This window comes from Muriicola marianensis, from assembly GCF_014638095.1.
Taxonomy (GTDB): Bacteria; Bacteroidota; Bacteroidia; order Flavobacteriales; family Flavobacteriaceae; genus Muriicola; species Muriicola marianensis.
The window spans coordinates 301,867-323,789 of the sequence record NZ_BMFH01000002.1 but is presented as its reverse complement, the minus strand read 5'-3'; the positions used below and the strand labels follow the sequence as shown (position 1 = coordinate 323,789).

At 47.7% G+C, this 21,923-nt stretch carries 21 protein-coding genes; 9 read left to right on the top strand and 12 right to left on the bottom strand.

Annotation, left to right across the window (positions count from 1 at the left end):
* Positions 1 to 221: 221 nt before the first annotated feature.
* Positions 222 to 569 carry a DUF1456 family protein gene (locus tag IEV19_RS12395; RefSeq protein ID WP_229732616.1) on the top strand — a complete coding sequence of 116 codons (348 nt, stop codon included), beginning with the start codon at positions 222 to 224 and terminating at the stop codon, positions 567 to 569.
* Between the two features lie 26 nt (positions 570 to 595).
* Here IEV19_RS12395 and IEV19_RS12390 read toward each other — a convergent pair whose 3' ends face one another.
* The 3 genes from IEV19_RS12390 to IEV19_RS12380 form a co-directional block, all read right to left on the bottom strand.
* Positions 596 to 931: a hypothetical protein gene (locus tag IEV19_RS12390; RefSeq protein ID WP_188371051.1), complete on the bottom strand. Its 336-nt coding sequence runs from the start codon at positions 929 to 931 to the stop codon at positions 596 to 598.
* A gap of 263 nt (positions 932 to 1,194) precedes the next feature.
* Positions 1,195 to 2,388: an ADP-forming succinate--CoA ligase subunit beta gene (gene sucC, locus IEV19_RS12385; protein ID WP_188371050.1), complete on the bottom strand. Its 1,194-nt coding sequence runs from the start codon at positions 2,386 to 2,388 to the stop codon at positions 1,195 to 1,197.
* A 73-nt stretch (positions 2,389 to 2,461) separates the two neighbouring features.
* On the bottom strand, positions 2,462 to 3,100 hold the full coding sequence (locus IEV19_RS12380; RefSeq protein WP_188371049.1) for an LON peptidase substrate-binding domain-containing protein: 639 nt from the start codon (positions 3,098 to 3,100) through the stop codon (positions 2,462 to 2,464).
* A gap of 161 nt (positions 3,101 to 3,261) precedes the next feature.
* On the opposite strand from IEV19_RS12380, the gene lysA reads away from it, so the two are divergent.
* Complete coding sequence (lysA, locus tag IEV19_RS12375; protein WP_188371048.1) at positions 3,262 to 4,503, top strand: diaminopimelate decarboxylase; 1,242 nt, start codon at positions 3,262 to 3,264, stop codon at positions 4,501 to 4,503.
* Between the two features lie 100 nt (positions 4,504 to 4,603).
* The gene (locus IEV19_RS12370; RefSeq protein WP_188371047.1) at positions 4,604 to 5,134 is read left to right on the top strand and encodes a thioredoxin family protein; all 531 of its coding nucleotides are present in this window, start codon (positions 4,604 to 4,606) and stop codon (positions 5,132 to 5,134) included.
* An 8-nt stretch (positions 5,135 to 5,142) separates the two neighbouring features.
* Here the strand turns inward: IEV19_RS12370 and guaB are convergent, their stop codons facing one another.
* Positions 5,143 to 6,615, bottom strand: coding sequence for an IMP dehydrogenase (guaB, locus tag IEV19_RS12365; RefSeq protein WP_188371046.1), 1,473 nt, complete (start codon positions 6,613 to 6,615; stop codon positions 5,143 to 5,145).
* 227 nt (positions 6,616 to 6,842) lie between these two features.
* Between guaB and IEV19_RS12360 the strand changes: the two genes are divergently transcribed.
* Entirely contained in the window at positions 6,843 to 9,074 is a 2,232-nt protein-coding gene (locus IEV19_RS12360) for a TonB-dependent receptor family protein (RefSeq protein WP_188371045.1), read from the top strand.
* A gap of 11 nt (positions 9,075 to 9,085) precedes the next feature.
* Here IEV19_RS12360 and IEV19_RS12355 read toward each other — a convergent pair whose 3' ends face one another.
* Together IEV19_RS12355 and IEV19_RS12350 are read right to left on the bottom strand one after the other, a co-directional pair.
* Positions 9,086 to 9,910: a hydroxymethylglutaryl-CoA lyase gene (locus tag IEV19_RS12355; RefSeq protein WP_188371325.1), complete on the bottom strand. Its 825-nt coding sequence runs from the start codon at positions 9,908 to 9,910 to the stop codon at positions 9,086 to 9,088.
* A 79-nt stretch (positions 9,911 to 9,989) separates the two neighbouring features.
* Complete coding sequence (locus tag IEV19_RS12350; protein ID WP_188371044.1) at positions 9,990 to 10,616, bottom strand: LysE family translocator; 627 nt, start codon at positions 10,614 to 10,616, stop codon at positions 9,990 to 9,992.
* 67 nt (positions 10,617 to 10,683) lie between these two features.
* Here IEV19_RS12350 and IEV19_RS12345 point away from each other — a divergent pair, with 67 nt between their 5' ends.
* Positions 10,684 to 11,100 (top strand): Dabb family protein, encoded by a 417-nt coding sequence (locus tag IEV19_RS12345; protein ID WP_188371043.1) that lies wholly within the window; start codon positions 10,684 to 10,686, stop codon positions 11,098 to 11,100.
* Here the strand turns inward: IEV19_RS12345 and IEV19_RS12340 are convergent.
* From IEV19_RS12340 to IEV19_RS12330, 3 genes are all read right to left on the bottom strand, one after another.
* Complete coding sequence (locus tag IEV19_RS12340) at positions 11,085 to 12,137, bottom strand: quinone-dependent dihydroorotate dehydrogenase (RefSeq protein WP_188371042.1); 1,053 nt, start codon at positions 12,135 to 12,137, stop codon at positions 11,085 to 11,087. The two genes, IEV19_RS12345 and IEV19_RS12340, sit on opposite strands and share 16 nt — an antisense overlap.
* A gap of 78 nt (positions 12,138 to 12,215) precedes the next feature.
* Entirely contained in the window at positions 12,216 to 12,656 is a 441-nt protein-coding gene (locus tag IEV19_RS12335) for a hypothetical protein (protein ID WP_188371041.1), read from the bottom strand.
* Between the two features lie 112 nt (positions 12,657 to 12,768).
* Positions 12,769 to 15,627, bottom strand: coding sequence for a TonB-dependent receptor (locus tag IEV19_RS12330; RefSeq protein ID WP_188371040.1), 2,859 nt, complete (start codon positions 15,625 to 15,627; stop codon positions 12,769 to 12,771).
* 160 nt (positions 15,628 to 15,787) lie between these two features.
* Between IEV19_RS12330 and pepT the strand changes: the two genes are divergently transcribed.
* Together pepT and IEV19_RS12320 are read left to right on the top strand one after the other, a co-directional pair.
* Positions 15,788 to 17,014 (top strand): peptidase T, encoded by a 1,227-nt coding sequence (gene pepT, locus IEV19_RS12325; protein WP_188371039.1) that lies wholly within the window; start codon positions 15,788 to 15,790, stop codon positions 17,012 to 17,014.
* A gap of 9 nt (positions 17,015 to 17,023) precedes the next feature.
* A complete protein-coding gene (locus tag IEV19_RS12320) occupies positions 17,024 to 17,617 on the top strand; it encodes a YdeI/OmpD-associated family protein (RefSeq protein ID WP_188371038.1) in 594 nt (197 codons plus the stop codon).
* Positions 17,618 to 17,687: 70 nt separating this feature from the next.
* Here the strand turns inward: IEV19_RS12320 and yajC are convergent, their stop codons facing one another.
* The 3 genes from yajC to nusB are packed head-to-tail and all read right to left on the bottom strand — an operon-like array spanning position 17,688 to position 19,463.
* Positions 17,688 to 17,972: a preprotein translocase subunit YajC gene (gene yajC / locus IEV19_RS12315; protein WP_188371037.1), complete on the bottom strand. Its 285-nt coding sequence runs from the start codon at positions 17,970 to 17,972 to the stop codon at positions 17,688 to 17,690.
* A gap of 21 nt (positions 17,973 to 17,993) precedes the next feature.
* Positions 17,994 to 18,470 carry a DUF1573 domain-containing protein gene (locus tag IEV19_RS12310; protein ID WP_188371036.1) on the bottom strand — a complete coding sequence of 159 codons (477 nt, stop codon included), beginning with the start codon at positions 18,468 to 18,470 and terminating at the stop codon, positions 17,994 to 17,996.
* Positions 18,471 to 18,515: 45 nt separating this feature from the next.
* Complete coding sequence (nusB, locus tag IEV19_RS12305) at positions 18,516 to 19,463, bottom strand: transcription antitermination factor NusB (RefSeq protein ID WP_188371035.1); 948 nt, start codon at positions 19,461 to 19,463, stop codon at positions 18,516 to 18,518.
* Positions 19,464 to 19,624: 161 nt separating this feature from the next.
* Here nusB and IEV19_RS12300 point away from each other — a divergent pair, with 161 nt between their 5' ends.
* Together IEV19_RS12300 and IEV19_RS12295 are read left to right on the top strand one after the other, a co-directional pair.
* A complete protein-coding gene (locus IEV19_RS12300) occupies positions 19,625 to 21,379 on the top strand; it encodes an ABC transporter ATP-binding protein (RefSeq protein ID WP_188371034.1) in 1,755 nt (584 codons plus the stop codon).
* A gap of 76 nt (positions 21,380 to 21,455) precedes the next feature.
* Positions 21,456 to 21,827, top strand: coding sequence for a PUR family DNA/RNA-binding protein (locus IEV19_RS12295; protein ID WP_188371033.1), 372 nt, complete (start codon positions 21,456 to 21,458; stop codon positions 21,825 to 21,827).
* Positions 21,828 to 21,923 lie beyond the last annotated feature (96 nt).

Genomic DNA, 21,923 nt, shown 5'->3' with positions numbered 1-21,923 from the left:
TAGTTTTTAGATTAAACTTCTTTTTTTACCCTAATAGAACAAAGGATATACCAAGTGTAATTACATGTCTTTTTGTCGGGTATTCTTTAGTTATACATGCCGTTTTGTCAGTTTTAGTCTGATCAATAAAGCACCCATTCCCATGTAGAAAAGAACGCACATGGATGATTAAGCAGGCAAAACTTAACAGGAATTCCTATCTTTCCCACAAAGCTGATCGAATGACGAACAACGATATTTTGAAGAAATTAAGGGTGGCTCTGCAGTTGAGGGATGATGAGATCGTGGACATCCTGGCCCTGGTGGATTTCAGGATCTCAAAAAGTGAGATCGGTGCCTTTTGCCGTAAGGAGGGGCATCCGAAATACAGGGAATGCGGGGACCAGGTTCTGAGGAATTTTTTGAACGGTCTGGTGTTGCATCTCAGGGGGCCAAAGGAAGCACCAAAGGCAAGGGACAAAAGCAATGAGAATACAGATCGACCGAAGCCGAAAAAAATCGGCGGACAGAAACGCGTCCACACCGGTAAGGCATCGGCTAAAAATAAAAAAGGCCCTAAGCGAACTTAGGACCTGTTGATGAATAACCCCAGGTATTATCCTTGAATTCTTACCGGTACGGTATACATCTTACCTTCCTTCCCGGCTACTACGTTCACCTGCTTGTAATTCAGGCGGCTTTTTACAAATTTCTCCAGGATTTCATCCTCTGTTTCTACAGAAATGACAACGATCTCCTTCTCGTCATTGAGAGTAAAAAGGACCTTAGCGGTCAAGTCTTCCTCGTCCAGAACGAAATTGTTGTCCTTTAACAGGTCCCCTATTTGAACAGCGAGTTCATTGTTGGGATCGATGGTCCCGGAATCATTTGCAAAGAGATTCCCACCTGCCAGAAGCAGGGCCGCGGCAAATACTAAAGATAATTTTCTCATGACTAGTTTGTTTTTTGATTAATAATTAGATTGATGATTTGCTATAAAAGACGACTGTAATTTGATGATGTTACAATTTTTTGAAGTATTAACAATTATTTAAGCAACTTTAGAAAGGAAAATGTGCGAAGATGGCAATTTATACAGCTGATACACGAATTATAGAGAGATCAGATGAAGGAGGGAAACGAGTATTGATTCAAAGACAAAAAAAAGGGAGATGTGTATCCAACATCTCCCTTTTGTATTCTATTACAGGTGGATTATGACAGCACCTCCTTCACCTTGTCTGCAGCCTCCTGGAACTGAACGGCCGAATGCACCGCGAGGCCTGAATTATCGATGATCTCTTTTGCGAGTTCAGCATTGGTACCCTGCAGCCTGACGATGATGGGTACTTTGATCGCATCACCCATATTTTTATACGCATCGACAACACCCTGGGCAACCCGGTCGCACCGTACGATTCCCCCGAAGATATTGATAAGGATGGCTTTTACTGCGGGATCTTTCAGGATGATCCTGAAAGCTTCCTCTACCCTTTTGGCATCGGCTGTACCTCCTACGTCGAGGAAGTTGGCGGGCTCACCCCCAGCCATCTTGATCAGGTCCATGGTCGCCATGGCGAGTCCGGCTCCGTTGACCATACACCCAACGTTACCATCGAGATCGACGTAGTTCAGGCCTACGGCCCTTGCTTCTACCTCTATAGGGTTCTCTTCCCTGAGATCGCGCATCTCGGCATACTGTTTCCTCCTGAACAAGGCATTATCGTCTATAGTGACCTTTGCATCCACGGCCAGGATCTTATCGTCTGAAGTCTTCAGAACGGGGTTGATCTCGAACAGGCTCGCATCGCTTTGCTCATAGGCTTTGTAAAGGGAGGAGATGAACTTGGTCATCTCTTTAAAGGCGGTCCCTGACAGCCCGAGGTTAAAGGCGATCTTCCGTGCCTGGAACGGAAGCAGGCCGGTAGCAGGGTCAATTTCTTCTGTGAAGATGAGATGAGGGGTTTTATCGGCCACCTCTTCTATATCCATCCCGCCCTCGGTGGAATACATGATCATATTGCGACCCCTGGCACGGTTTAAGAGAACGGATACATAAAACTCGCTCGTTTCACTTGGACCCGGGTAATACACATCTTCAGCGACCAGTACCTGGTGGACTTTCTTTCCCTGGGCGGAGGTTTGAGGGGTAACCAGATTCATCCCTATAATCTTTCCTGCGATCTCCTCCACTTCATTGAGGTTTTTGGCCAGCTTTACGCCACCTCCTTTACCCCGGCCTCCCGCGTGGACCTGAGCCTTGATGACATACCAGGAGGTCCCGGTTTCCTGATTGAGCTGTTTGGCTGCATCTACAGCCTCTTTCGCATTATGAGCCACAATGCCTCTCTGGATACGAACGCCAAAACTGGCTAATATTTCCTTTCCTTGATATTCGTGAAGATTCATAAGGTGATATTTCGTTAGTTGTGTGCAAAAATAGGAAAGAAAGCGGAGTTACCCTATTTATAAAATAAGCTTCTCAAACTTTAAAATCCTTGAAATCCAGCGGGTCAAAATTCCTGAAGTGTCCATTCATCTCGATCAGGGCCTTGGTCCGGTCTACCTGTTTGAGGACCTTGATGGTATGATCAAGGTGTTTTTTGATATAGGCCAATCGTTCGCTTTCCCTCATGAGTTGCAACAGTTCGTGCTCCTGTTCAAAGGACAGACCCATTTTATGAGCGAGCATGAAGGGATTGAATTTCTCGGGCGGGATACGGTCAAATGGGACCCCCATCAGATCGTAGAGTTCCTGGATACCATCCAGTACCACTTTCTTGGTCTCGAGGTCCCCGTCATTGATATTCTCCAGGAATTTCACCACTCCCCCCGCGTAAAGCTTCCCTTCCATTTCATTTTCAAAGGTCATGACCTGGAAGACCTGACGGGCCACACAGACCACATCCATAGACCCGTTTTCATAAGTTGTCACCACCTCCACGAGTTGTACTTCTGTGCCGTAAGTGATCCTGTCGTGGATATAGACGGGAATGCCAAAGGTAACGGCCTCTTTACGACAATCGTGTATGAGTTCCTTGTAGCGTTCTTCAAAGATGTGCAGGGGAACGGTCTCCCCGGGAAAAAAAACGGTTTGTAAGGGAAAGAATGGTAGTTTCACGTCTGAATTTTAGTAAAAATACGAAGTCGGCCCTTCAGGGACAAATGCTATCGCCTTTGAATATTGTTGTATTTATAACTATTTGTTGTATTTTTCTATTTATATGTTTTTATTTTGGGTGGACCCGGCAACTGCCTTAGTTTTGCCCTAAAGTATTCATCATGAAGCATGCAGATCTCTTAAATATAGTGGACGAATTTGGAGCTCCGGTCTATGTATACGACACGGAAAAGATCACAGCACAGTTCAAAAGTCTGACACAGGCCTTCAGCGGGGTTCCGCGCCTAAAACTGAATTATGCGGCCAAAGCCCTGTCCAATTTAAGTATTTTAAGGTTGATGAATAGCCTGGGCAGCGGCCTCGACACCGTTTCCATTCAAGAGGTAAGGCTGGGTCTCCTGGCGGGATTCTCCCCTGAGGATATCATCTATACCCCGAACGGCGTTTCTTTGGAAGAGATCGAAGAAGCGACCCGACTAGGTGTCAGGATCAATATAGACAACCTCTCTATCCTGGAACAATTTGGGACCAGGCATCCCCATGTACCTGTCTGCATCAGGATCAACCCCCATGTCATGGCCGGGGGAAATACCAAGATCTCCGTGGGCCATATAGATTCCAAATTCGGGATCAGCATCCACCAGATCCCCCACCTGCTGAGGATCGTGGATCTTACCAAAATGAACATCAACGGCATCCACATGCATACGGGAAGTGACATTCTCGACATAGAGGTTTTCCTGTACGCTTCGGAGATCCTTTTCGAAACGGCCAAACACTTTGAGAACCTGGAGTTCATAGATTTTGGAAGTGGCTTCAAGGTGCCTTACAAAGCCGGGGATATCCAGACCAATATTGAGGAACTGGGTCAGAAACTGGGGAACCGCTTTAACGAATTCTGCAAGGAATACGGGCGCGACCTTACCCTGGCCTTTGAACCCGGTAAATTCCTGGTAAGCGAAGCCGGCTTTTTCCTGGCCCGTGTAAATGTGGTAAAACAGACCACATCGACCGTCTTTGCCAGTGTGGACTCCGGATTTAACCATCTGATCCGCCCTATGCTCTACGGTGCCTCCCACGAGATCATCAATATCTCCAATCCAGATGGTAGAGAACGATACTACTCCGTTGTCGGCTATATCTGTGAGACCGATACCTTTGGCAGCAACCGAAGGATCAGCGAGATCAGGGAGGGCGATATCCTGTGTTTCCGCAATGCGGGAGCCTACTGCTATACCATGGCCAGCAACTACAACTCCCGCTACAGACCGGCGGAGGTCATGTGGCACAAAGGGAAGGCTCACCTGATCAGCAAGCGCGAGACCTTTGACGACATCATTCGCAACCAGGTAGACCATCCCGAACTTTTTGAGCCCGCAAAGAAGAGGGTAGCAGCCAAATAAATACCCTCTCGAGTATTCCTGAGTCGATCCTTAAAATAAAGGAGATAGAAATTCGTTATTTTAGTGGTAAGATTACGACCAAAGGTCGAAACAAATGGCTATGAAACAATTCTCTATACTCACTCTCTTATTCCTAACCTTTGTTCTGAGCGGGGCGACCCAAGAAGTCAGGGGCCAACAGGTGAACTGGCTTACCTGGCAGGAAGCCACAGAGCTGGCCAGGACAGAAGGCAACGCCAAAAAGATATTTATAGACGTGTATACCGACTGGTGTGGCTGGTGCAAGCGTATGGATAAGGATACCTTCCAGAATCCCCAGGTAGCGGCCTATATGAATGAGAATTTCTATATGGTCAAGATGGATGGAGAAGGAAAGGAACCTATTGAATTCAAAGGAAAGACCTACACCTATGTCCCCTCAGGAAGAAGGGGATACCATCAATTTGCTGCAGCCCTGTTACAGGGCCGACTCAGCTACCCTACTGTGGTTTTTCTCGACGAGCAATTCAACATGCTCTCGCCTGTACCGGGCTACCAGAAGCCCGGGCCATTTTTGAATATCGCCCGTTACTTTGGGGAGGATATTTACAAAGAACTCGATTGGAAAACTTATAGCGGACAGGGCAAATAAGCCTCTGTCTATCGGCTGTAATTGGGGGATTCCTTCGTGATGGTCACGTGGTGAGGATGACTTTCCGTGATCCCGCTACTGGTGATCTTGACAAACCGGCCTTTTTCCTGTAGGGAAGGAATATCCTTTGCGCCGCAATATCCCATCCCGGCTCTCAGACCACCTACAAACTGATGGATACTTTCGAAAAGATCTCCCTTATAAGGTACACGACCCACAATTCCTTCCGGGACCAGTTTCTTTATATCATCCTCTACATCTTGAAAATAGCGGTCTTTACTCCCCTTTTTCATGGCTTCCACCGAACCCATTCCCCTGTAGGATTTGAATTTTCGCCCTTCGTAAATGATGGTCTCCCCGGGTGATTCCTTGGTCCCGGCCAACAGGGATCCGAGCATTACAGTATCTGCTCCGGCGGCCAGCGCCTTGGGAATATCTCCCGTATACCGTATTCCTCCGTCTGCGATCACGGGTACCCCGCTACCTTTAATAGCCGCTGCGACTTCAAGTACAGCTGAAAATTGGGGGAAACCTACCCCTGCGATCACTCTTGTGGTACAGATAGAGCCCGGTCCGATCCCCACCTTCACGGCGTCTGCCCCTGCTTCCACCAGATATTTTGCAGCTTCTGCGGTGGCTATGTTTCCAACGATCACTTCGAGGGTGGGAAACTGCTTTTTAACTTCTTTAAGAACGGATACTACCCCTTTGGAATGACCGTGTGCCGTATCGATCACCACGGCATCCACCCCTGCCCTTACGAGGGCGGTGGTGCGTTCCAGGGCATCGGCTGTCACTCCGATCGCCGCCGCCACCCGGAGTCGGCCATACTGATCCTTATTCGCTATGGGTTTCTGTGTGAGTTTGGTGATATCCCGGAAGGTAATGAGGCCGACGAGTTTGTAGTCTGCGTTCACTACGGGTAATTTTTCGATCTTGTTGGCTTGCAGTATGTCCTCGGCCTCAGCCATGGATGTACCCTCACCTACCGTAACCAGGTTTTCAGAGGTCATCACCTCTGAGATAGGCCTGTCATTATTCTTTTCGAAGCGCAGGTCCCTGTTGGTCACAATACCTATGAGTTTGCTATCCTTGTCGACAATAGGGATCCCCCCTATGCTGTGTTCCTTCATATTGGCCTTTGCATCCCTGACCAGTGCATCTTTAGGAAGAGTGACGGGATCAAGTATCATCCCGCTTTCCGCCCTTTTGACCTTTCTGACCTTGTTGGCTTGTTCCTCGATGGTCATATTCTTGTGAAGTACTCCTATGCCCCCTTCCCTGGCCATGGCGATCGCCATTTTCGACTCGGTGACAGTATCCATAGCCGCGGACACTATTGGGATATTGATCTTGATATTTCTCGTGAATCGGGCCTGAATGTTCACATCGCGAGGCAGAACTTCAGAGAATGCGGGTACCAGGAGGACATCGTCGTAAGTAAGACCTTCTCCGAGGATTTTATTGAGGTGAGCTTCCATGCAATTAAGGCTTAATTGCGTGCAAATATACGCATTTTTTTGGCCGACAAGGATTCTGCCTTCCCGTTTTTCCATCCTTGAAAAAAGGCTCATTTTAGACCCTGCCAGGCCAACGCTTTTTCTATGAAAATTTTATTTAGAAAAAGTCTAAATTAATTTTGAAATGCGGCAATTGCGGTCTACTTTTGTCCTCTGAGAACATCTTATATTTAATTAGTCTAAATAATATGTACAAACACTTACTCACCCTCGTCACCGTATTATTTTCCTGTTCGATGCTGGCCCAAAACGCCCGGCTTATAACACAATCCAAGGACTCCAACCTCATCCGCCTCGATGAAGTAGTGCTCTCCGCCAATGTGATCCTGGGCAGCAAGTATCAGGCTGAGAATCGCACCGGTTCGGCTTTTTACATTTCTCCTCAGGAACTCGCCACTTTTAACTACTCAGATATCAACAGGGTGCTGAGATCGGTACCCGGGGTGAATTACTACGAAGAAGACGGATTTGGACTCCGGCCCAATATCAGTCTCAGAGGAACCTCCCCCGAAAGGAGCGCAAAAATCACCCTGATGGAAGACGGAGTGCTGATCGCCCCGGCACCTTACAGCGCCCCGGCCGCCTACTATTTTCCCTCTGTTGCAAGAATGCAGGCAGTAGAGATCCTCAAAGGGAGCAGCCAGGTTCAATACGGCCCCTTTACCACCGGAGGAGCGATCAACATGCTCTCGACACAGATCCCCGATGATTTTAACGCATTTCTCTCAGCCTCCTATGGAAATTACAACAGCGGCAGATTGCACGCAAAACTTGGAGATTCCAAAGAGCGGTTTGGTTATATGATAGAGTACCTGAATTTCAATTCCGATGGTTTTAAAAACCTGGATTCCAGAGGAAATACGGGATTCGATAAAAATGACCTCGTGGCTAAATTCAGGGTGAATACCGGCCCCGCAGCCAGCCTTCAGCAATCCCTCGAATTCAAGTTCCAGTACTCGGACGAGGAATCCAATGAGACCTATGTGGGTCTGAGCGATGCGGATTTCAGTGCTACTCCTTTCCGGAGATATGCGGGAACCGCCGAAGACGAAATGGTCAATGACCACAAACAGTTCATGCTTACTCACCTGTTGGCCTTTAGTGACAATTTCCATATCACAACGAATGCCTATTACAACGGCTTTACCAGGAACTGGTACAAACTGGATGGGGTAACTCTGAACGGGGAACGCCGCGGTGTTTCCGGCATCCTCTCCGACCCTTCGAATAATTCTGAATACCTGGATGTGATCACGGGAGCAGCTGATAGTCCTGATAATGCTCTGCTCGTTAAGGCGAATGCACGGGGTTATATTTCAAAAGGGCTGCAGACCAAGTTCGACTATCACTGGACTGGGGAAAATACCTTTCACGACATTGAGATAGGAGTGAGATACCACTACGATGAAGAGGACCGTTTCCAGTTCATCGACGGATACCGAATAACAGACGGCAGTATGATCCGTACCTCCTCAGGTGTACCGGGCACGGATGCCAACAGGATAAGCGATGCCACAGCCCTTGCGACATTCGCCCTTTACAAGTTTAAATACAAAGAACTCACACTGACTCCCGGCCTCAGATACGAGAACATTCGCCTGGGCCGGACAGACTTCGGCACCAGCGACATAGAACGCCTGGGAACTTCATTGTCTGTGCGCGAGAACCGGACAGACGTCTGGATCCCAGGGGTTGGATTCAACTACAACTTCGATGGATTCTCCATTTTTGGTGGAGTTCACAAGGGATTTGCGCCTCCTACCAGCAGGGAGGATGAAAAAGCCGAGGAGAGTATCAATTTGGAACTGGGTTCCCGATTCAGATTTAAAGGGATCTCCGGGGAGCTTATCGGCTTCTACAATGATTACAGCAACTTGCTGGGGAGCGACCTTGCAGCCACGGGAGGAACCGGCAGCCTGGAACAGTTCAATGCCGGGGAGGTCAAAGTACAGGGGATCGAACTCCTCCTCAACTACGATTTCCTTCAATCCCATGACAAATTGAGTTTGCCCCTCACTTTTGCCTACACCTACACGGACACGGAATTCCAGAGTAGTTTTGGCAGTGCAGAAGATATATGGGGCGACGTGACCACAGGAGATGAACTTCCCTACATCTCCAAACATCAATTCAACACTACCCTGTCTCTGGAACACAAAACCTTCGACATCAATCTCAGTGGCCGGTACAACGGTGAATTCCGAACACTGGCAGGACAGGGGTCCATCCCATCGGACGAACGGGTTCCTTCCAGTTTTGTGCTGGATCTCGCCGGGGCTTATCACATTAACCCCAATGCAAGTCTGACCCTCAATTTCATCAACATGCTGGATGAGAAATACGCAGTGTCCAGGGTGCCTGCAGGTTTGCGACCCGGACATCCCCTGGGGGCTTACCTGGGCGTAAGACTGCAGTATTAAAAGGAAGAATATTAGAAATACTTTGAAAATAGCTGGGTAGCACGATTATGGGCCGCCTCAAAGGCGGTCCAGCTCACCCCGGTTTGGGCCTTTTTAGCCGTAAAATAGGATAACATCTTTTCAGTTGGCATGTTGCCCGTCAATTCATCCCTTGCCATGGGACATCCTCCAAATCCCTGAATAGCCCCGTCATATCTCCTGCATCCTGCCTTAAAGGCCGCATCGATCTTTTCGTGCCAGGTATTCGGAGTCGTGTGAAGATGGGCGCCAAATTCCACTCCGGGATACATGGGGATCAGCTCAGAGAAGAGATAGGAGATATCTTCAGGCGTAGAGGTACCAACGGTGTCTGAGAGAGACAGGATTCTGACTCCCATGGCTGTGAGCTTCTCCGCCCATTCTCCAACGATCTCCACGTTCCACGGATCACCATAAGGATTACCAAATCCCATTGAAATGTAAACTACCACCTCCTTGCCTGAATTTGCAGCAATATCGAGGATCTCCCTGAGCACTTCTGTTGATTGTGCAATGGTCTTGTGCGTATTTCGCATCTGGAAATTCTCAGAAATGGAAAAGGGATATCCCAGGTAATCGATAGGCCCGAATTCGGATGCGTCCTGAGCCCCCCTTACATTGGCAACGATAGCGAGTAATTTCGACTGTTTTTTTGATAGGTCCAACCCTTCCAATACTGCTGCCGTATCAGCCATTTGGGGGACTGCCCTGGGAGAAACAAAACTTCCGAAATCGATCGTATGAAAGCCACATCCCAGTAATGCCTGGATGTATTTGACCTTCTCCTCTGTGGGAATAAAGTTCTTGATACCCTGCATGGCATCCCTGGGGCACTCTATGATGGCAACCTTTTCTGCAGGCACTTCAACAGTCTTTTTTACTCTCTCAAAAGTACTACTATTTATAGGATAAAAGCAGGTAAAGTCCGATCCCCGCAAAAACCAGGACCTGCAGCCATTTCAGGAAGACAGGTGCTCCCCGGTGGGTTTGCAAATAGCCCGATATAGATCCGGCGAGAAGGGCAATGAGGGCAAAGATGGTAAATGAGATGATCATGAATAAGATCCCAAGGATATAGAATTGCAGGGTCGTACTTATGTAATCACTGAACAGGAAACCCGGAAAAAAAGCGAGAAAAAAGATGGTCACCTTTGGGTTGAGCACATTCATGATGAATCCCTGTCGATATAGTTGCCAGAGTGTCTTTTTTGGACGTCCGTTCACCTCCAGGTTGAGTTGAGCCTCGGATCGCATGACACGGAACGCCAGATAGAACAGATAGAGCGCCCCAAAGATCTTGATCGTATAGAACAACATAGGGTTCAGGCTAATGATGGCAGACACCCCAAAGGCCAGGAGGGTTGTATGAACCAGGCAGCCGGAGATCAATCCTGCAGTGGTGGCCAAGCCGTACTTTTTTCCATGGACAATACTCAATGTAAGCACGAAGATATTGTCCGGACCGGGAAAAATGGCCAGGGCCGCTGTAGCCAGGGAGAACGCCCACAGGATCTCGTAATTCACTTCAGGTACCTATTTGAATCTCAGGACAAACAAACGTACTTTTTTATATCTTACAAAAATTTAGATCATGAAAATTCCCTTGCTGGGCCTGGCGTTGGTCCTGGGTTTCCTCCTTCTCAGAACAGAAATAATTCCCGTGAAAAGACATATCGATACAGCAGATACTACGCAAGAGAAAGATTCTTTGCTGCGCCATGTGGTCTTGTTCAAATTCAAGGCCGGTGCCTCTGCCGACGAGATTGCAGAAGTCCGAAAGGCCTTTGTCGACCTGAAATCCAAAATACCGCAGATCGTAAACCTGGAATGGGGGATCAACAACAGTCCGGAAGGCCTGGATAAGGGATTTACACATTGCTTCTTCCTCACCTTTAAATCAGAAGAAGACAGAGACCTCTACCTGCCTCACCCCGATCACAAAGCATTTGGAAATCTCCTGGGACCTATTCTGGAAGACGTACTTGTGGTAGATTACTGGGCCGATTGAGCCTCCTTTATTAGCAGGGCCCTGTTGATCTGCCTGACCAGGACGGGGCCTTCGTAGACAAAACCGGTCCACAGTTGGACCAGGCTGGCACCTGCTTCCAGTTTTTCAAGGGCATCATCAGGGGAGTGAATCCCTCCAACGCCAATGATGGGGAAATCTCCCTTACCTTTTTCATGCAGGAAACGGATCACTTCCGTGCTGCGTTCCCTCAGGGGTTTACCGCTGAGTCCGCCTGCCTGGCCTGTCAATTCCGGAGAAGAATTGAGATGTTCCCTGCCTATCGTCGTATTGGTCGCGATAACGCCATCAAGTACTGTGCCTCTCACGATATCGATGATATCCAAAAGCTGATCGTTTGACAGGTCGGGTGCGATCTTCAGCAGGATCGGTTTCCTCTTTACCTCATATTTGCCGGCGAGGGTAGAATTTTCTTCCTGAAGCGCTTTCAGAAGGGCTGTAAGAGGTTCTTTCTCCTGCAATTCACGGAGCCCTGGAGTATTGGGCGAGCTGACGTTGACGACAAAATAGTCGACATGAGTAAAAAGTGCCCTGAAACAGAGAAGGTAATCCGAGGTAGCATCCCGGTTGGGGGTGACCTTATTCTTGCCGATATTTCCGCCTATTAGGACACGATGTCTTTTTTTAAGTCGCTCCACAGCCGCATCCACCCCTTTATTGTTAAACCCCATCCGGTTGATGATCGCCTGGTCTGCCTTGAGCCTGAACAACCTCTTTTTAGGGTTTCCGTCCTGGGCCCGGGGGGTCAGGGTCCCGATCTCGACAAATCCAAATCCGAAGTCGGAGAGTTCATTGTACAATTCTGCATTCTTATCGAACCCTGCGGCGAGGCCCACCGGATTTTTAAACTTCAATCCAAAAACCTCCCTTTCTAACCTGGGGTCTTCCACGAAATAGCATCTTCTGATAAGACCGGAGAGACCGAGTTTACCCATCCATCTGATGGTCAGGAATGAGAAGTGGTGGACACTTTCAGGATCGAATAGAAATAGGAGAGGTCTGATGATTAACCTGTACATACGGCCTTTTGAAAGGCAAAAATACAAACTTCAATCTTCTCACTTTCGGGTTTTCGCCCTTATTTGATATGGGAATAACTATTCGGGTCCCTTGTTTGTGAATGGGCGGGGTACAACTTTGTAGGGAACTCTTTGTGCGCTCGCACAAAGTTCCAGGTAGCGGTCATACTGTCTGGGATTAAAGATCTTAAGCATACGGATATCGTATTCCCGGGCATTATCCAGTACTTTATCCTTAAGGACCCTGTATTTATTGGCCAGGGCCTGCAATTCTTCATCCGTACTTTGGGGATGCGTATCGAACAGCTGGCGGATCTCGTCCTGGTAGATTTTGTTGGCCAGAGCCAATTCGGCCCGCCATTCCTCCATCTTCCCGATCTGCTCCTCACTGAGCTGAAAAACCTGAATGATGGTCTCTGTGTCATTCCCGCCTATACCAAGCATGCAATCACCGGACTGGGCAGAGATTTCAAAGCTGTACAAGGCAAATAGAGAGAAAAGAATGGCATTTTTTATCATCCGAGCGAAAGGATTGAGTTATACTCATTAAACAGGGATGTTTGCACTTTAGTATAACCGGAAAGAAAAAGGCCCTGAGTTCACAGGGCCTTAGACTTACAATATCGAGTAGTTACTTCAGATTAAGGCTCAGTCGCGCAAACAGGAACCGCCCGGCGATACCGAATTGCTGCGATCTCCTGGACCAGTCGAATCTACCGCCGCTCCTGTTACCAAAAGCAGGGTCGGCCATGTCCGGGTATACATCCAGGAGGTTGTTGGCACCTACAGTCAGTGTCAATTCCTCGGAAGCCTTGAAGCCTACAGAGAGATCGGTCACGATTTTCGTCCCGAAGTCCTGTTGATTGGCCACAATCGTGGTTGCTTCAGTCACCTCTCCAAAGAATACATTCCTGAGGAAGAACACCCATCGGTCTGAGGAAAGGTTGTTGGTCAGGTTGACCTTGGTCCTGGGCACGGCCTGTTCCAAATAGACCCTGCTGTCTTCCGGAAAATAGGTATCTACCAATCCTGCATCACGGAGAACATCCGAAGCATTGATATCCCCTACCTTTTGGGTCTTGGAAAAGGTTCCGGCCAGATCGGACCGAAGTCTCCATCCATCGGCCAACAAGGCATCATGCGTGATCACGAGGTCTACTCCTTTGGATTCAGTATCAATCGCATTGGCAAAGAACGAAGCTGCTGTGGCATTGGCCTGTCTGAGCAGCAGATCGAGTTCTGTCCCGGTTCCCGGACCTGAGAACTGTCCTGTATAAACCACTCGGTCATCGATCTTGACAAAATACCCATCCAGGGTTACCGTGAGATTTGCCGAAGGAATCCTGGAGGTGAGACCCAAACTCACACTCTTTGATGTTTCCTGCTTCAGTTCCGGAATCCCCAGGAGATTGGCGGCCTTACTATCATTGGAAAATGTACCCACTTCCTGCGGATTCCCCAAGTTGTCGAAGATCGTGGAAGTGGAATTAAAGTTAAGCTGATGCAGTGAAGGTGCGCGGAATCCTGAATTTACGGCCCCCCTGATATTGAGATTATCCGAGGCTTTGATCCGGGTAGACAGCTTAAAGTTCATCGTTGAACCAAAATCACTGTAGTTTTCATATCGCGTGGCAAAACTCGCCAGAAATGCTTCTGAGAAATCCGCTTCAAGATCGAGATAACCCGCAACACTGCTCCGCTCCCTTGAAAGGGCATTATTAGGAGAAAATCCCGGAAAAACCTGTGATCCTCCCGGCCTTGCAGATCCAAAAAAGTCTACCGCGGGCTGTTGTGAAGCCAGGGTTATTACCTCCCCGTTTGCAGTATATTGCGCATAGGAGGCTTCTTCACCTGCCAGGATGGTGTAATTCTCAAGTCGGTATTCGGATCCGAAAGCGACGTTCAAACCGCTGAAGATATCATCGTAGAATTTCGAGATATCCAGATTTGCTGTGTTTTGGGCGAATGAAAACCCACCGGCGTCAAAGGTTGTGGGAGATGCATTCTGAAGCGAAGCGTTATAGGTGTTGCCGATAACGTACAGAAAGGAGTTCTTTCCATATGTATTGCTCAGATCCACATTCCAGTCGCCAATCATACCCTTGATCCCCACAGAGATCGATTGATCCTTGATGTTGGAGTTGATCTCGGGTAAAAATCCATTAAAATAGGCAGGGGTATAGGTCCTGCTCTGGTTAGGCAGCCTGTAAAATCCCGCAGAATTACCAGTACGTGCACTCAGGCCGGCAAATGAATAGATCTCGGTTCCCTCGTCATCTAACGGAAGGGAGAAATTGGCGAAAAACCTGCCGCCTCTCAAGGCCGACTGACCTACCCTCATATTGAAATCACTGCGTACTAAGCCCCTGGCTGCTAATTCGGCAGCCGTATTGTCGGCCGACAGGATAGGCTGCAATTCAGCTTTGGTCGTTGCTCCCTGCGTATCTATACCTGCCGCATTGGCGTACTGTAATACATCGGTCACGTCGTCATCCAGCAACAGGGAGAGATCGGCGCCATCTGCCCTGGCAAATCGCTCGACGGTATTGTACAGGTTAAAAATATCTCCTTCCCATTCCTTCATTCTGTTATAATCCTGTCGAACATCAAAATCCCCTGAAAGATTCAGGAAACCACCATTCTGTCCTACCGGGATACCGTAACTTCCAGCGATATTTGTGGTCGCTCCATCAACACCACCGGTCTGACTGTTGGCATTCTTCGAAAAGTTAGCCCCTGAGGTAACATTGATCAAAAGCTCATCCACATTTTTGTTCAGGATTATGTTTATAACCCCTGCGATGGCATCCGAACCGTACTGGGCAGCTGCTCCATCACGCAGTACTTCGATTCGTTGAATTGCTGCTGCCGGAATAGCATTGAGGTCGGTACCTACACTACCTCGGCCAAAGGTTCCGTTGACATTGATCAGAGAAGAAGTATGCCTTCTCTTTCCATTGATAAGTACCAGCACCTGATCAGGCCCTAATCCTCTGAGGGAGGCCGGATCTATGTGGTCCGTTCCGTCTGAGATGGTCTGGGTGTTAGAGGTGAAGGAAGGCGCCACGTAGTTGAGGATCTGATTCAGATTCACTTGTGGGGCCGCATTGGCCAGCTCCTTGACGTCAATAACATCAATAGGAACCGTACTTTCCGTTGCCGTGCGGTTCGGGTTCCTGGATCCGGTGATCACGACTTCGGCCAGTTGAACACCTGAGACCAGGGTAATGGACATGATCGTGCTGTTGATCAGTACTTCCTTCGGCTGAAATCCGATGTAGGAGACCGTAAGCCTGTCACCGATAATGGCATCGATAGAAAAATTGCCATCGAAATCCGTGGTCGTACCCACCCGGGTCCCTTTTTTAACTACAGAAGCCCCCGGCAGGGGATTTCCATCTTCATCTGTTACGGTTCCCGTGACCTGCGACTGAAGCAGAGCAATGGAACCTAAAAACAGCAATACGAGAAAAAGTAATTGTTTTTTCATAGGTTCGGTATTTGAGTTAAAAGCCTGATAAGTTAGTGATTTACAGAGAAATAATTGATATAAATTACATTGGATCCATGACAGCTCTTTCAAGCCCGAAAAGAACTCCCGCCAGTCATTATTAAAGAAGACCTACATTTGCTTTTTTAAAAAGAATATCATGACCTCGTTGACAGATCGTTTCCTTACTTATGTAAGAATGGACACCCAAAGCGACCCAGCGTCTGAGTCGACCCCCAGCACTGAGAAACAATGGGTGTTAGCCAGGCACCTCTTTGAGGAGTTGAAAGCCATTGGTTTAGAAGATGTGACCATGGATGAGAACGGTTATATCATGGCCACACTCCCATCGAATTTGAATAAGGATGTCCCGGTAATAGGCTTTATCTCTCATTATGACACCTCCCCGGATTTCACGGCCACGGGAGTAAAGCCAAGGATCGTGAAGAACTATAAGGGAGAAGATATAGTCCTCAATAATGAGAAAAATATCGTCCTTTCTCCGGACTACTTCGAGGATCTGTTGCTTTACAAGGGACAGGATCTCATCGTTACCGATGGGACAACCCTCCTTGGAGCCGATGACAAGGCCGGTGTGGCCGAGATCGTTACGGCCATGGAATACCTTATTGCTCATCCCGAGATCAAGCATGGAAAGGTCCGGATAGGTTTTACCCCTGATGAGGAGATCGGCAGGGGTGCTCACCGGTTCGATGTTGACATTTTCGGGGCCGAATGGGCTTATACCATGGACGGGAGCCAGATCGGGGAGCTGGAATTCGAGAATTTTAACGCGGCCAGCGCAAAGATCACGGCCAGGGGTAAAAGTGTTCACCCTGGCTATGCCAAGAACAAGATGGTGAATGCAATCGGCATCATCACGGATCTCGCTTCCCGTCTGCCAAGGGAAGAGGTGCCTGAGAAAACATCGGGGAGGGAAGGTTTCTTTCACGTGCACCACCTCAAAGGCACTATAGAAAACGCTTCCATGGAACTGATCATCCGGGATCACGACCGAGAGAAATTCGAGGAGAGGAAGCAATTTTTAAACCTACTTGTACAGGAATTCAACCAGAGGCATCCTCAGGCAGTAGATCTGGAGTTGAAGGACCAGTATTACAACATGCGTGAAAAGGTGGAGCCGGTATACCATATCGTCGAGATCGCTAAAGAAGCCATGGAACAAGTGGGTATTGAGCCCATTATCAAACCTATCCGCGGGGGTACGGACGGTTCCCAGCTCAGTTATAAAGGCCTGCCCTGCCCGAACATCTTTGCAGGTGGCCATAATTTCCACGGGAAGTATGAGTACGTACCCATACAGAGTATGGAAAAGGCGGTTGAAGTTATCGTGAAAATTTGCGAGCTTACGGCTGAAAAATCTTAATTCTACATTATGAGCAATTCCAAAGCGGACACCTTCTACCAGAAAGACACCCCTTTTAGGAAAGGGTTGAGTCTCCTCAGGGAACTCGCTCTAAAAAGCGGTCTGCAGGAGGATTACAAATGGAACAGCCCGGTTTACACCCTCGGTGGAAAGAATATATTTGGGATCAATGCCTTTTCTTCCCATTTCGGGATCTGGTTCTTCAATGGATGCTTTCTCAAGGACCCGGCAAAAGTACTGGAGAATGCACAGGAAGGAAAGACCAAGGCCATGAGGCACTTGAAGTTCGCTTCGGCAGATGAGATCGACGCCAAAATTGTCTTTTCCTATATGGGAGAAGCCGTGGAAAACCAGAAAAAGGGGATGGTCTGGAAACCTGATGCCAAGAAAACTACCGAGATTCCTGAACTCCTGGAAAAGGCTCTGAAAGCCGACCCGGCCCTAAAAGACTCTTTTGTGAAATTCTCCCCCTATAAGCAGAGGGAATTCTGCGAACACATAGACTCGGCCAAACAGGATACGACCAAATTAAAAAGGTTGGAGAAGATCATCCCCATGATCCGTGCCGGGGTAAGTATCAATGACAAATACCGAAAGTCATAATCAAATAAATGAAATAAAAAAACCGGTATGATCTTTCATACCGGTCTTCATGTTTCAGATCTTCCGGGGATTATTTCTTGTCTGCGTTGAGCTTATTGCTCATCTCCATAGAAATAGCCGAACGGTCGAATTTCAGCCTGCCCGCCATAGTCTCAATGATGCAGGAAAAATCCTTGTCATTCAGATCCACGATCTTGCCATGCATCCCGCTTTTGGTGACGATCTTGTCCCCTTTCTTCAGCGCTGCGGCAAATTTCTTTTCATCTTTCTGCCTCTTCATCTGGGGTCGTATCATAAAGAAATACGCCACGACAAAGATCAGGATCATAGGCAGGAAATTCCCTATCTCATTCATACCGGAATAGTTTTTTAAAATTTATTTTACGGGCCCGAGTGTATTGGCCGCGTTCTTTGGATTTACAAATGCTTTGATACGCAACAATTCGGAGCCTTTTGCGGTGTTGGCAGAAACGGTTATGGTCTTTGTGACCTGGTTCTGTCCTGAGCCATTGAATTTGACCAGTAACTGACCTGTTTCACCGGGTGCGATCGGTTTGTTCTTTGGATACTCGGGAATGGTACACCCACAGCTACTCGTAGCGTTTGTGATGATCAGGGGAGCATTACCCGTATTGGTAAAAGTGAATACAGTCTCCTGAGGCGTTCCCTGTTCGATATTCCCGAAGTCGTGCTCCGACTTGTCGAAGGTCATCACGGGAAGGTTTTTCGCAGCGGCATCCCTTTCAGCGGCCACCTCGATATTGGCAGTCTCAATTTTACTGGAGGCTTTCTCTTTACAGGAAACAAAGCCGAACATACTGATTACGCCCAGGGCGACAAAAACTCTTTTCATAGAACTAGATTTTAATATTCAGCTGCAAAATTAAGGAATAAATACTTACAGAAGTCCACGCCCACTTTTTTTAAGTTTTCCTTCGGCCTTGTATTCCTTCACGAGCTTATCCAAAATCCCATTGATGAAGATACTGCTCTTGGGGGTGGAATATTCCTTGGCGATCTCGAGGTATTCATTGATGGACACCCGCTCAGGGATGGAAGGGAAATTGAGGAGTTCGCAAATCGCCATCTTTAAAAGGATCGCATCGATCTCGGCGATTCGGTCCTTGTCCCAATTCGGCGTTTTCCCCTGAATCTCTTCCTCCAGGGCTTTGTTTTGCAACAATGTTTTCGAAAGCAGCTTCCTGGCAAAGTCCATGTCCTCCTCATCCTTGAGCAATCGAGGCAGGAAGTATCTCTGGGGGGAATCTTCTTTCACAGCTTGCAGTTGCTTGACAATAAATGTATTCACCAGGGGAATATCATCTACCCAGGTCAGTTTGTCATCCTCAAAAAATTCGTATAGCTTTTCATTGGGCGCGATCACCTCCCTGAACAGGTCGATCACCAAATTCTTGTCCTCCCCGAAGGATCGCCCGTTTTTCTTCATGTATGTCAGATAGAGATCGTGCTTCAGAATCTCTTTGAAGATGATCCGGACATAGTCCTCATTGAGGTACCAACCCCGGATCTTGCGCCTTTTCAGTTCCTCATCCAGTGATGGATTCTCCACTAATTGCAAAAGGAGCTTGTTGTGTACAAATTTTTCCTTGTCGGGAAACTCGTCTGTGTCGGAAGCCAGGTATTTCTTGGAATCCATTTGCAGGCGATGCAGGGCCATGGCGTGGATCTCCCTCAGCAAACACAGCATTAAAAGGTAAAGGGTATACGTGTTCTCGATGCTTACACGGAGGAATTTTTCCTGTTTTTCAAGAGAATCATCCTTCGTTTGGGTGATCGCATAAATGCACTGCATGACCTTCACCCTCAACTGCCTTCTCGTAAGCATGTCTAAAGAACTTTAAAGAAAATTAATCGCTGGCAAAAATAAGAATTCTCCGGATATGACCTTCCCCGGGGAGGGATTATCTTATGGCTTTTATAACATTTCTTTACTGACGAATCTCCTATCTTTGCTCTGCTCAGAGAAACAGCACGGGCTTTCCCCTCATGAAAGAATTAAAACACCTCAACAAATATTTCAGGAAGTATTGGTTCAAGTTATTCCTGGGTATCATCATCACCATCATAGCCCGGGTATTCCAGCTTGTCATGCCTTCATACGTTAAGAATTCCATAGAAGTGGTGGAGAAGTATTTTGCCGGAACCGTGGCGAAACCGGAGGCGACCTCCCTGCTGCTCGAATACATCCTGATTATCCTGGGGGCAGCCTTGCTGTCGGGGTTTTTTACCTTTCTGATGCGGCAGACCATCATCAATGTAAGCCGCTACATAGAATACGACCTCAAGAACGAGGTCTTTGATCATTATCAATTGCTCAGCCTGAACTTTTACAAAAAGAACAGGACGGGAGACCTCATGAACAGGATCAGTGAGGATGTAAGTCAGGTACGCCTCTATGCGGGACCCGCCATAATGTACGGGATGCAGACCCTTACCCTTTTTGTATGCCTCATTCCACTCATGTTCATCAAAGCGCCCACCATTGCTTTTTACGCCCTATTGCCCTTACCGATCCTCTCTGTTCTCATCTATAAGATCAGCAAGATCATCCACAAGCGAAGTACGAAGGTGCAGGAATTCCTGTCTAATCTTTCCACCTTTGCACAGGAGACCTTTTCGGGCATTTCCGTGATCAAGGCCTATACTTTAGAACCCAACGTCAATTCGGAGGCCTCCGGGCTGGCTTTGGAAGGGAAGAACAGGAGCATGGACCTGGCCAAGGTGGATGCGTGGTTCTTTCCCCTGATGATATTGCTGATCGGGATCAGCAACATTTTTGTGATCTATGTGGGTGGCAAGCAGTATATCGATGGCGAGATCGAATCCATTGGGACCATTGCAGAGTTCATCCTTTACGTCAATATGCTGACCTGGCCGGTGGCAATAGTGGGGTGGCTGACGTCCCTTGTACAAAGGGCTGAGGCCTCACAGAAAAGGATCAATGAATTCCTGAAAGTGCAACCCGAGCTCAGAAATGAGGTGGAGGAAGAAACTCCGATCAGAGGTGAGATAGAGTTCGATAAGGTAAGCTTTACCTATGACGACACGAACATCACAGCCCTGAAGGAGCTCTCCTTCAAAGTGGAAGACGGGAAGACCGTGGCCATCCTGGGTCAGACCGGATCCGGTAAATCCACCATCCTCGACCTTGTTGCCCGCCTGTATGATGTTAGTAGCGGGGAGATCAGGATCGATGGTACCCCCATAAGAAAATTAAACCTGGAAAGCCTGAGAAGTTCCATCGGAGCCGTCCCTCAGGATGCCTTCCTCTTTTCCGACACTATCTCAAACAATATCAGGTTTGGGAAGGAAACAGCTTCAAAGGAGGAGATAGAAGAGGTAGCGAGAATGGCAGTGGTACACGATAACATCACAGGATTCTCTAAAAAGTACGATACGATCCTCGGTGAAAGGGGGATCACCCTGAGCGGTGGACAGAAACAGCGCATATCCATTGCCAGGGCCCTACTAAAAGATCCCGAGATCTATCTCTTTGACGATTGCCTTTCGGCGGTGGACACAGAGACAGAGGAGGCCATTCTCAACAATCTTAAGAGAGCTTCCCGCAACCGTACCACCCTGATCGTAAGTCACAGAGTATCCTCAGCCAAGAATGCAGATATGATCATCGTTCTCGATGAAGGGCGCATTCTGCAACAGGGAACCCATGAGGAACTCGTCGAACAGGACGGGTATTACAAGGAGCTTTACACCCATCAACTCAGCGAGAAAGAAAACTAGAAATTTGTTGCTGAATTAGGAATTTTTTTACATTTTTGATGACCTTATTCGAAAAATTCAACCAATTTCTGTACAAATGGCTAACAAAGATTTAATGGATCAGGAGGAAATTTACTCCAAAGTTTTAAGGGCCGGCAGACGGACTTATTTTTTTGACGTGAGAAGTACTAAAGCCGGGGATTATTATCTGACCATTACAGAAAGTAAAAAATTTACTCACGACGACGGTTCTTTCCACTACAAGAAACACAAGATCTATTTGTACAAAGAAGATTTTCAAGCTTTTAGAGAAAATATGGAGGAAATGATGGATTACATCATCACTGAAAAAGGCCAGGAGGTTATTTCTGAGCGCCACCAAAAGGACTTCAAGAAGGAAGATTCCGAGAGCGGGGATGGAAACCAAACCCTCGACAATTTTACCGATGTGGACTTTGATGATATTTGACATCGGTTTATCCCTTAAGAAAACATACGAGACCTCATTTATTAGAGGTCTTTTTTTTGTCATTTTAAGGAATCTTTAACCCTTTGGGTATTTGCG

What these genes read in the sequence shown, in the direction of transcription:
- IEV19_RS12335 (WP_188371041.1), bottom strand. Translation starts at nt 12,656, where the DNA reads ATGATAAAAAATGCCATTCTTTTCTCTCTATTTGCCTTGTACAGCTTT.
- yajC (WP_188371037.1), bottom strand. Translation starts at nt 17,972, where the DNA reads ATGAATGAGATAGGGAATTTCCTGCCTATGATCCTGATCTTTGTCGTG.
- nusB (WP_188371035.1), bottom strand. Translation starts at nt 19,463, where the DNA reads ATGCTTACGAGAAGGCAGTTGAGGGTGAAGGTCATGCAGTGCATTTAT.
- IEV19_RS12345 (WP_188371043.1), top strand. Translation starts at nt 10,684, where the DNA reads ATGAAAATTCCCTTGCTGGGCCTGGCGTTGGTCCTGGGTTTCCTCCTT.
- IEV19_RS12300 (WP_188371034.1), top strand. Translation starts at nt 19,625, where the DNA reads ATGAAAGAATTAAAACACCTCAACAAATATTTCAGGAAGTATTGGTTC.
- IEV19_RS12330 (WP_188371040.1), bottom strand. Translation starts at nt 15,627, where the DNA reads ATGAAAAAACAATTACTTTTTCTCGTATTGCTGTTTTTAGGTTCCATT.
- IEV19_RS12360 (WP_188371045.1), top strand. Translation starts at nt 6,843, where the DNA reads ATGTACAAACACTTACTCACCCTCGTCACCGTATTATTTTCCTGTTCG.
- IEV19_RS12295 (WP_188371033.1), top strand. Translation starts at nt 21,456, where the DNA reads ATGGCTAACAAAGATTTAATGGATCAGGAGGAAATTTACTCCAAAGTT.
- IEV19_RS12370 (WP_188371047.1), top strand. Translation starts at nt 4,604, where the DNA reads ATGAAACAATTCTCTATACTCACTCTCTTATTCCTAACCTTTGTTCTG.
- IEV19_RS12340 (WP_188371042.1), bottom strand. Translation starts at nt 12,137, where the DNA reads ATGTACAGGTTAATCATCAGACCTCTCCTATTTCTATTCGATCCTGAA.
- pepT (WP_188371039.1), top strand. Translation starts at nt 15,788, where the DNA reads ATGACCTCGTTGACAGATCGTTTCCTTACTTATGTAAGAATGGACACC.
- IEV19_RS12320 (WP_188371038.1), top strand. Translation starts at nt 17,024, where the DNA reads ATGAGCAATTCCAAAGCGGACACCTTCTACCAGAAAGACACCCCTTTT.
- guaB (WP_188371046.1), bottom strand. Translation starts at nt 6,615, where the DNA reads ATGGAAGCTCACCTCAATAAAATCCTCGGAGAAGGTCTTACTTACGAC.
- IEV19_RS12355 (WP_188371325.1), bottom strand. Translation starts at nt 9,910, where the DNA reads ATGCAGGGTATCAAGAACTTTATTCCCACAGAGGAGAAGGTCAAATAC.
- IEV19_RS12390 (WP_188371051.1), bottom strand. Translation starts at nt 931, where the DNA reads ATGAGAAAATTATCTTTAGTATTTGCCGCGGCCCTGCTTCTGGCAGGT.
- IEV19_RS12395 (WP_229732616.1), top strand. Translation starts at nt 222, where the DNA reads ATGACGAACAACGATATTTTGAAGAAATTAAGGGTGGCTCTGCAGTTG.
- sucC (WP_188371050.1), bottom strand. Translation starts at nt 2,388, where the DNA reads ATGAATCTTCACGAATATCAAGGAAAGGAAATATTAGCCAGTTTTGGC.
- lysA (WP_188371048.1), top strand. Translation starts at nt 3,262, where the DNA reads ATGAAGCATGCAGATCTCTTAAATATAGTGGACGAATTTGGAGCTCCG.
- IEV19_RS12310 (WP_188371036.1), bottom strand. Translation starts at nt 18,470, where the DNA reads ATGAAAAGAGTTTTTGTCGCCCTGGGCGTAATCAGTATGTTCGGCTTT.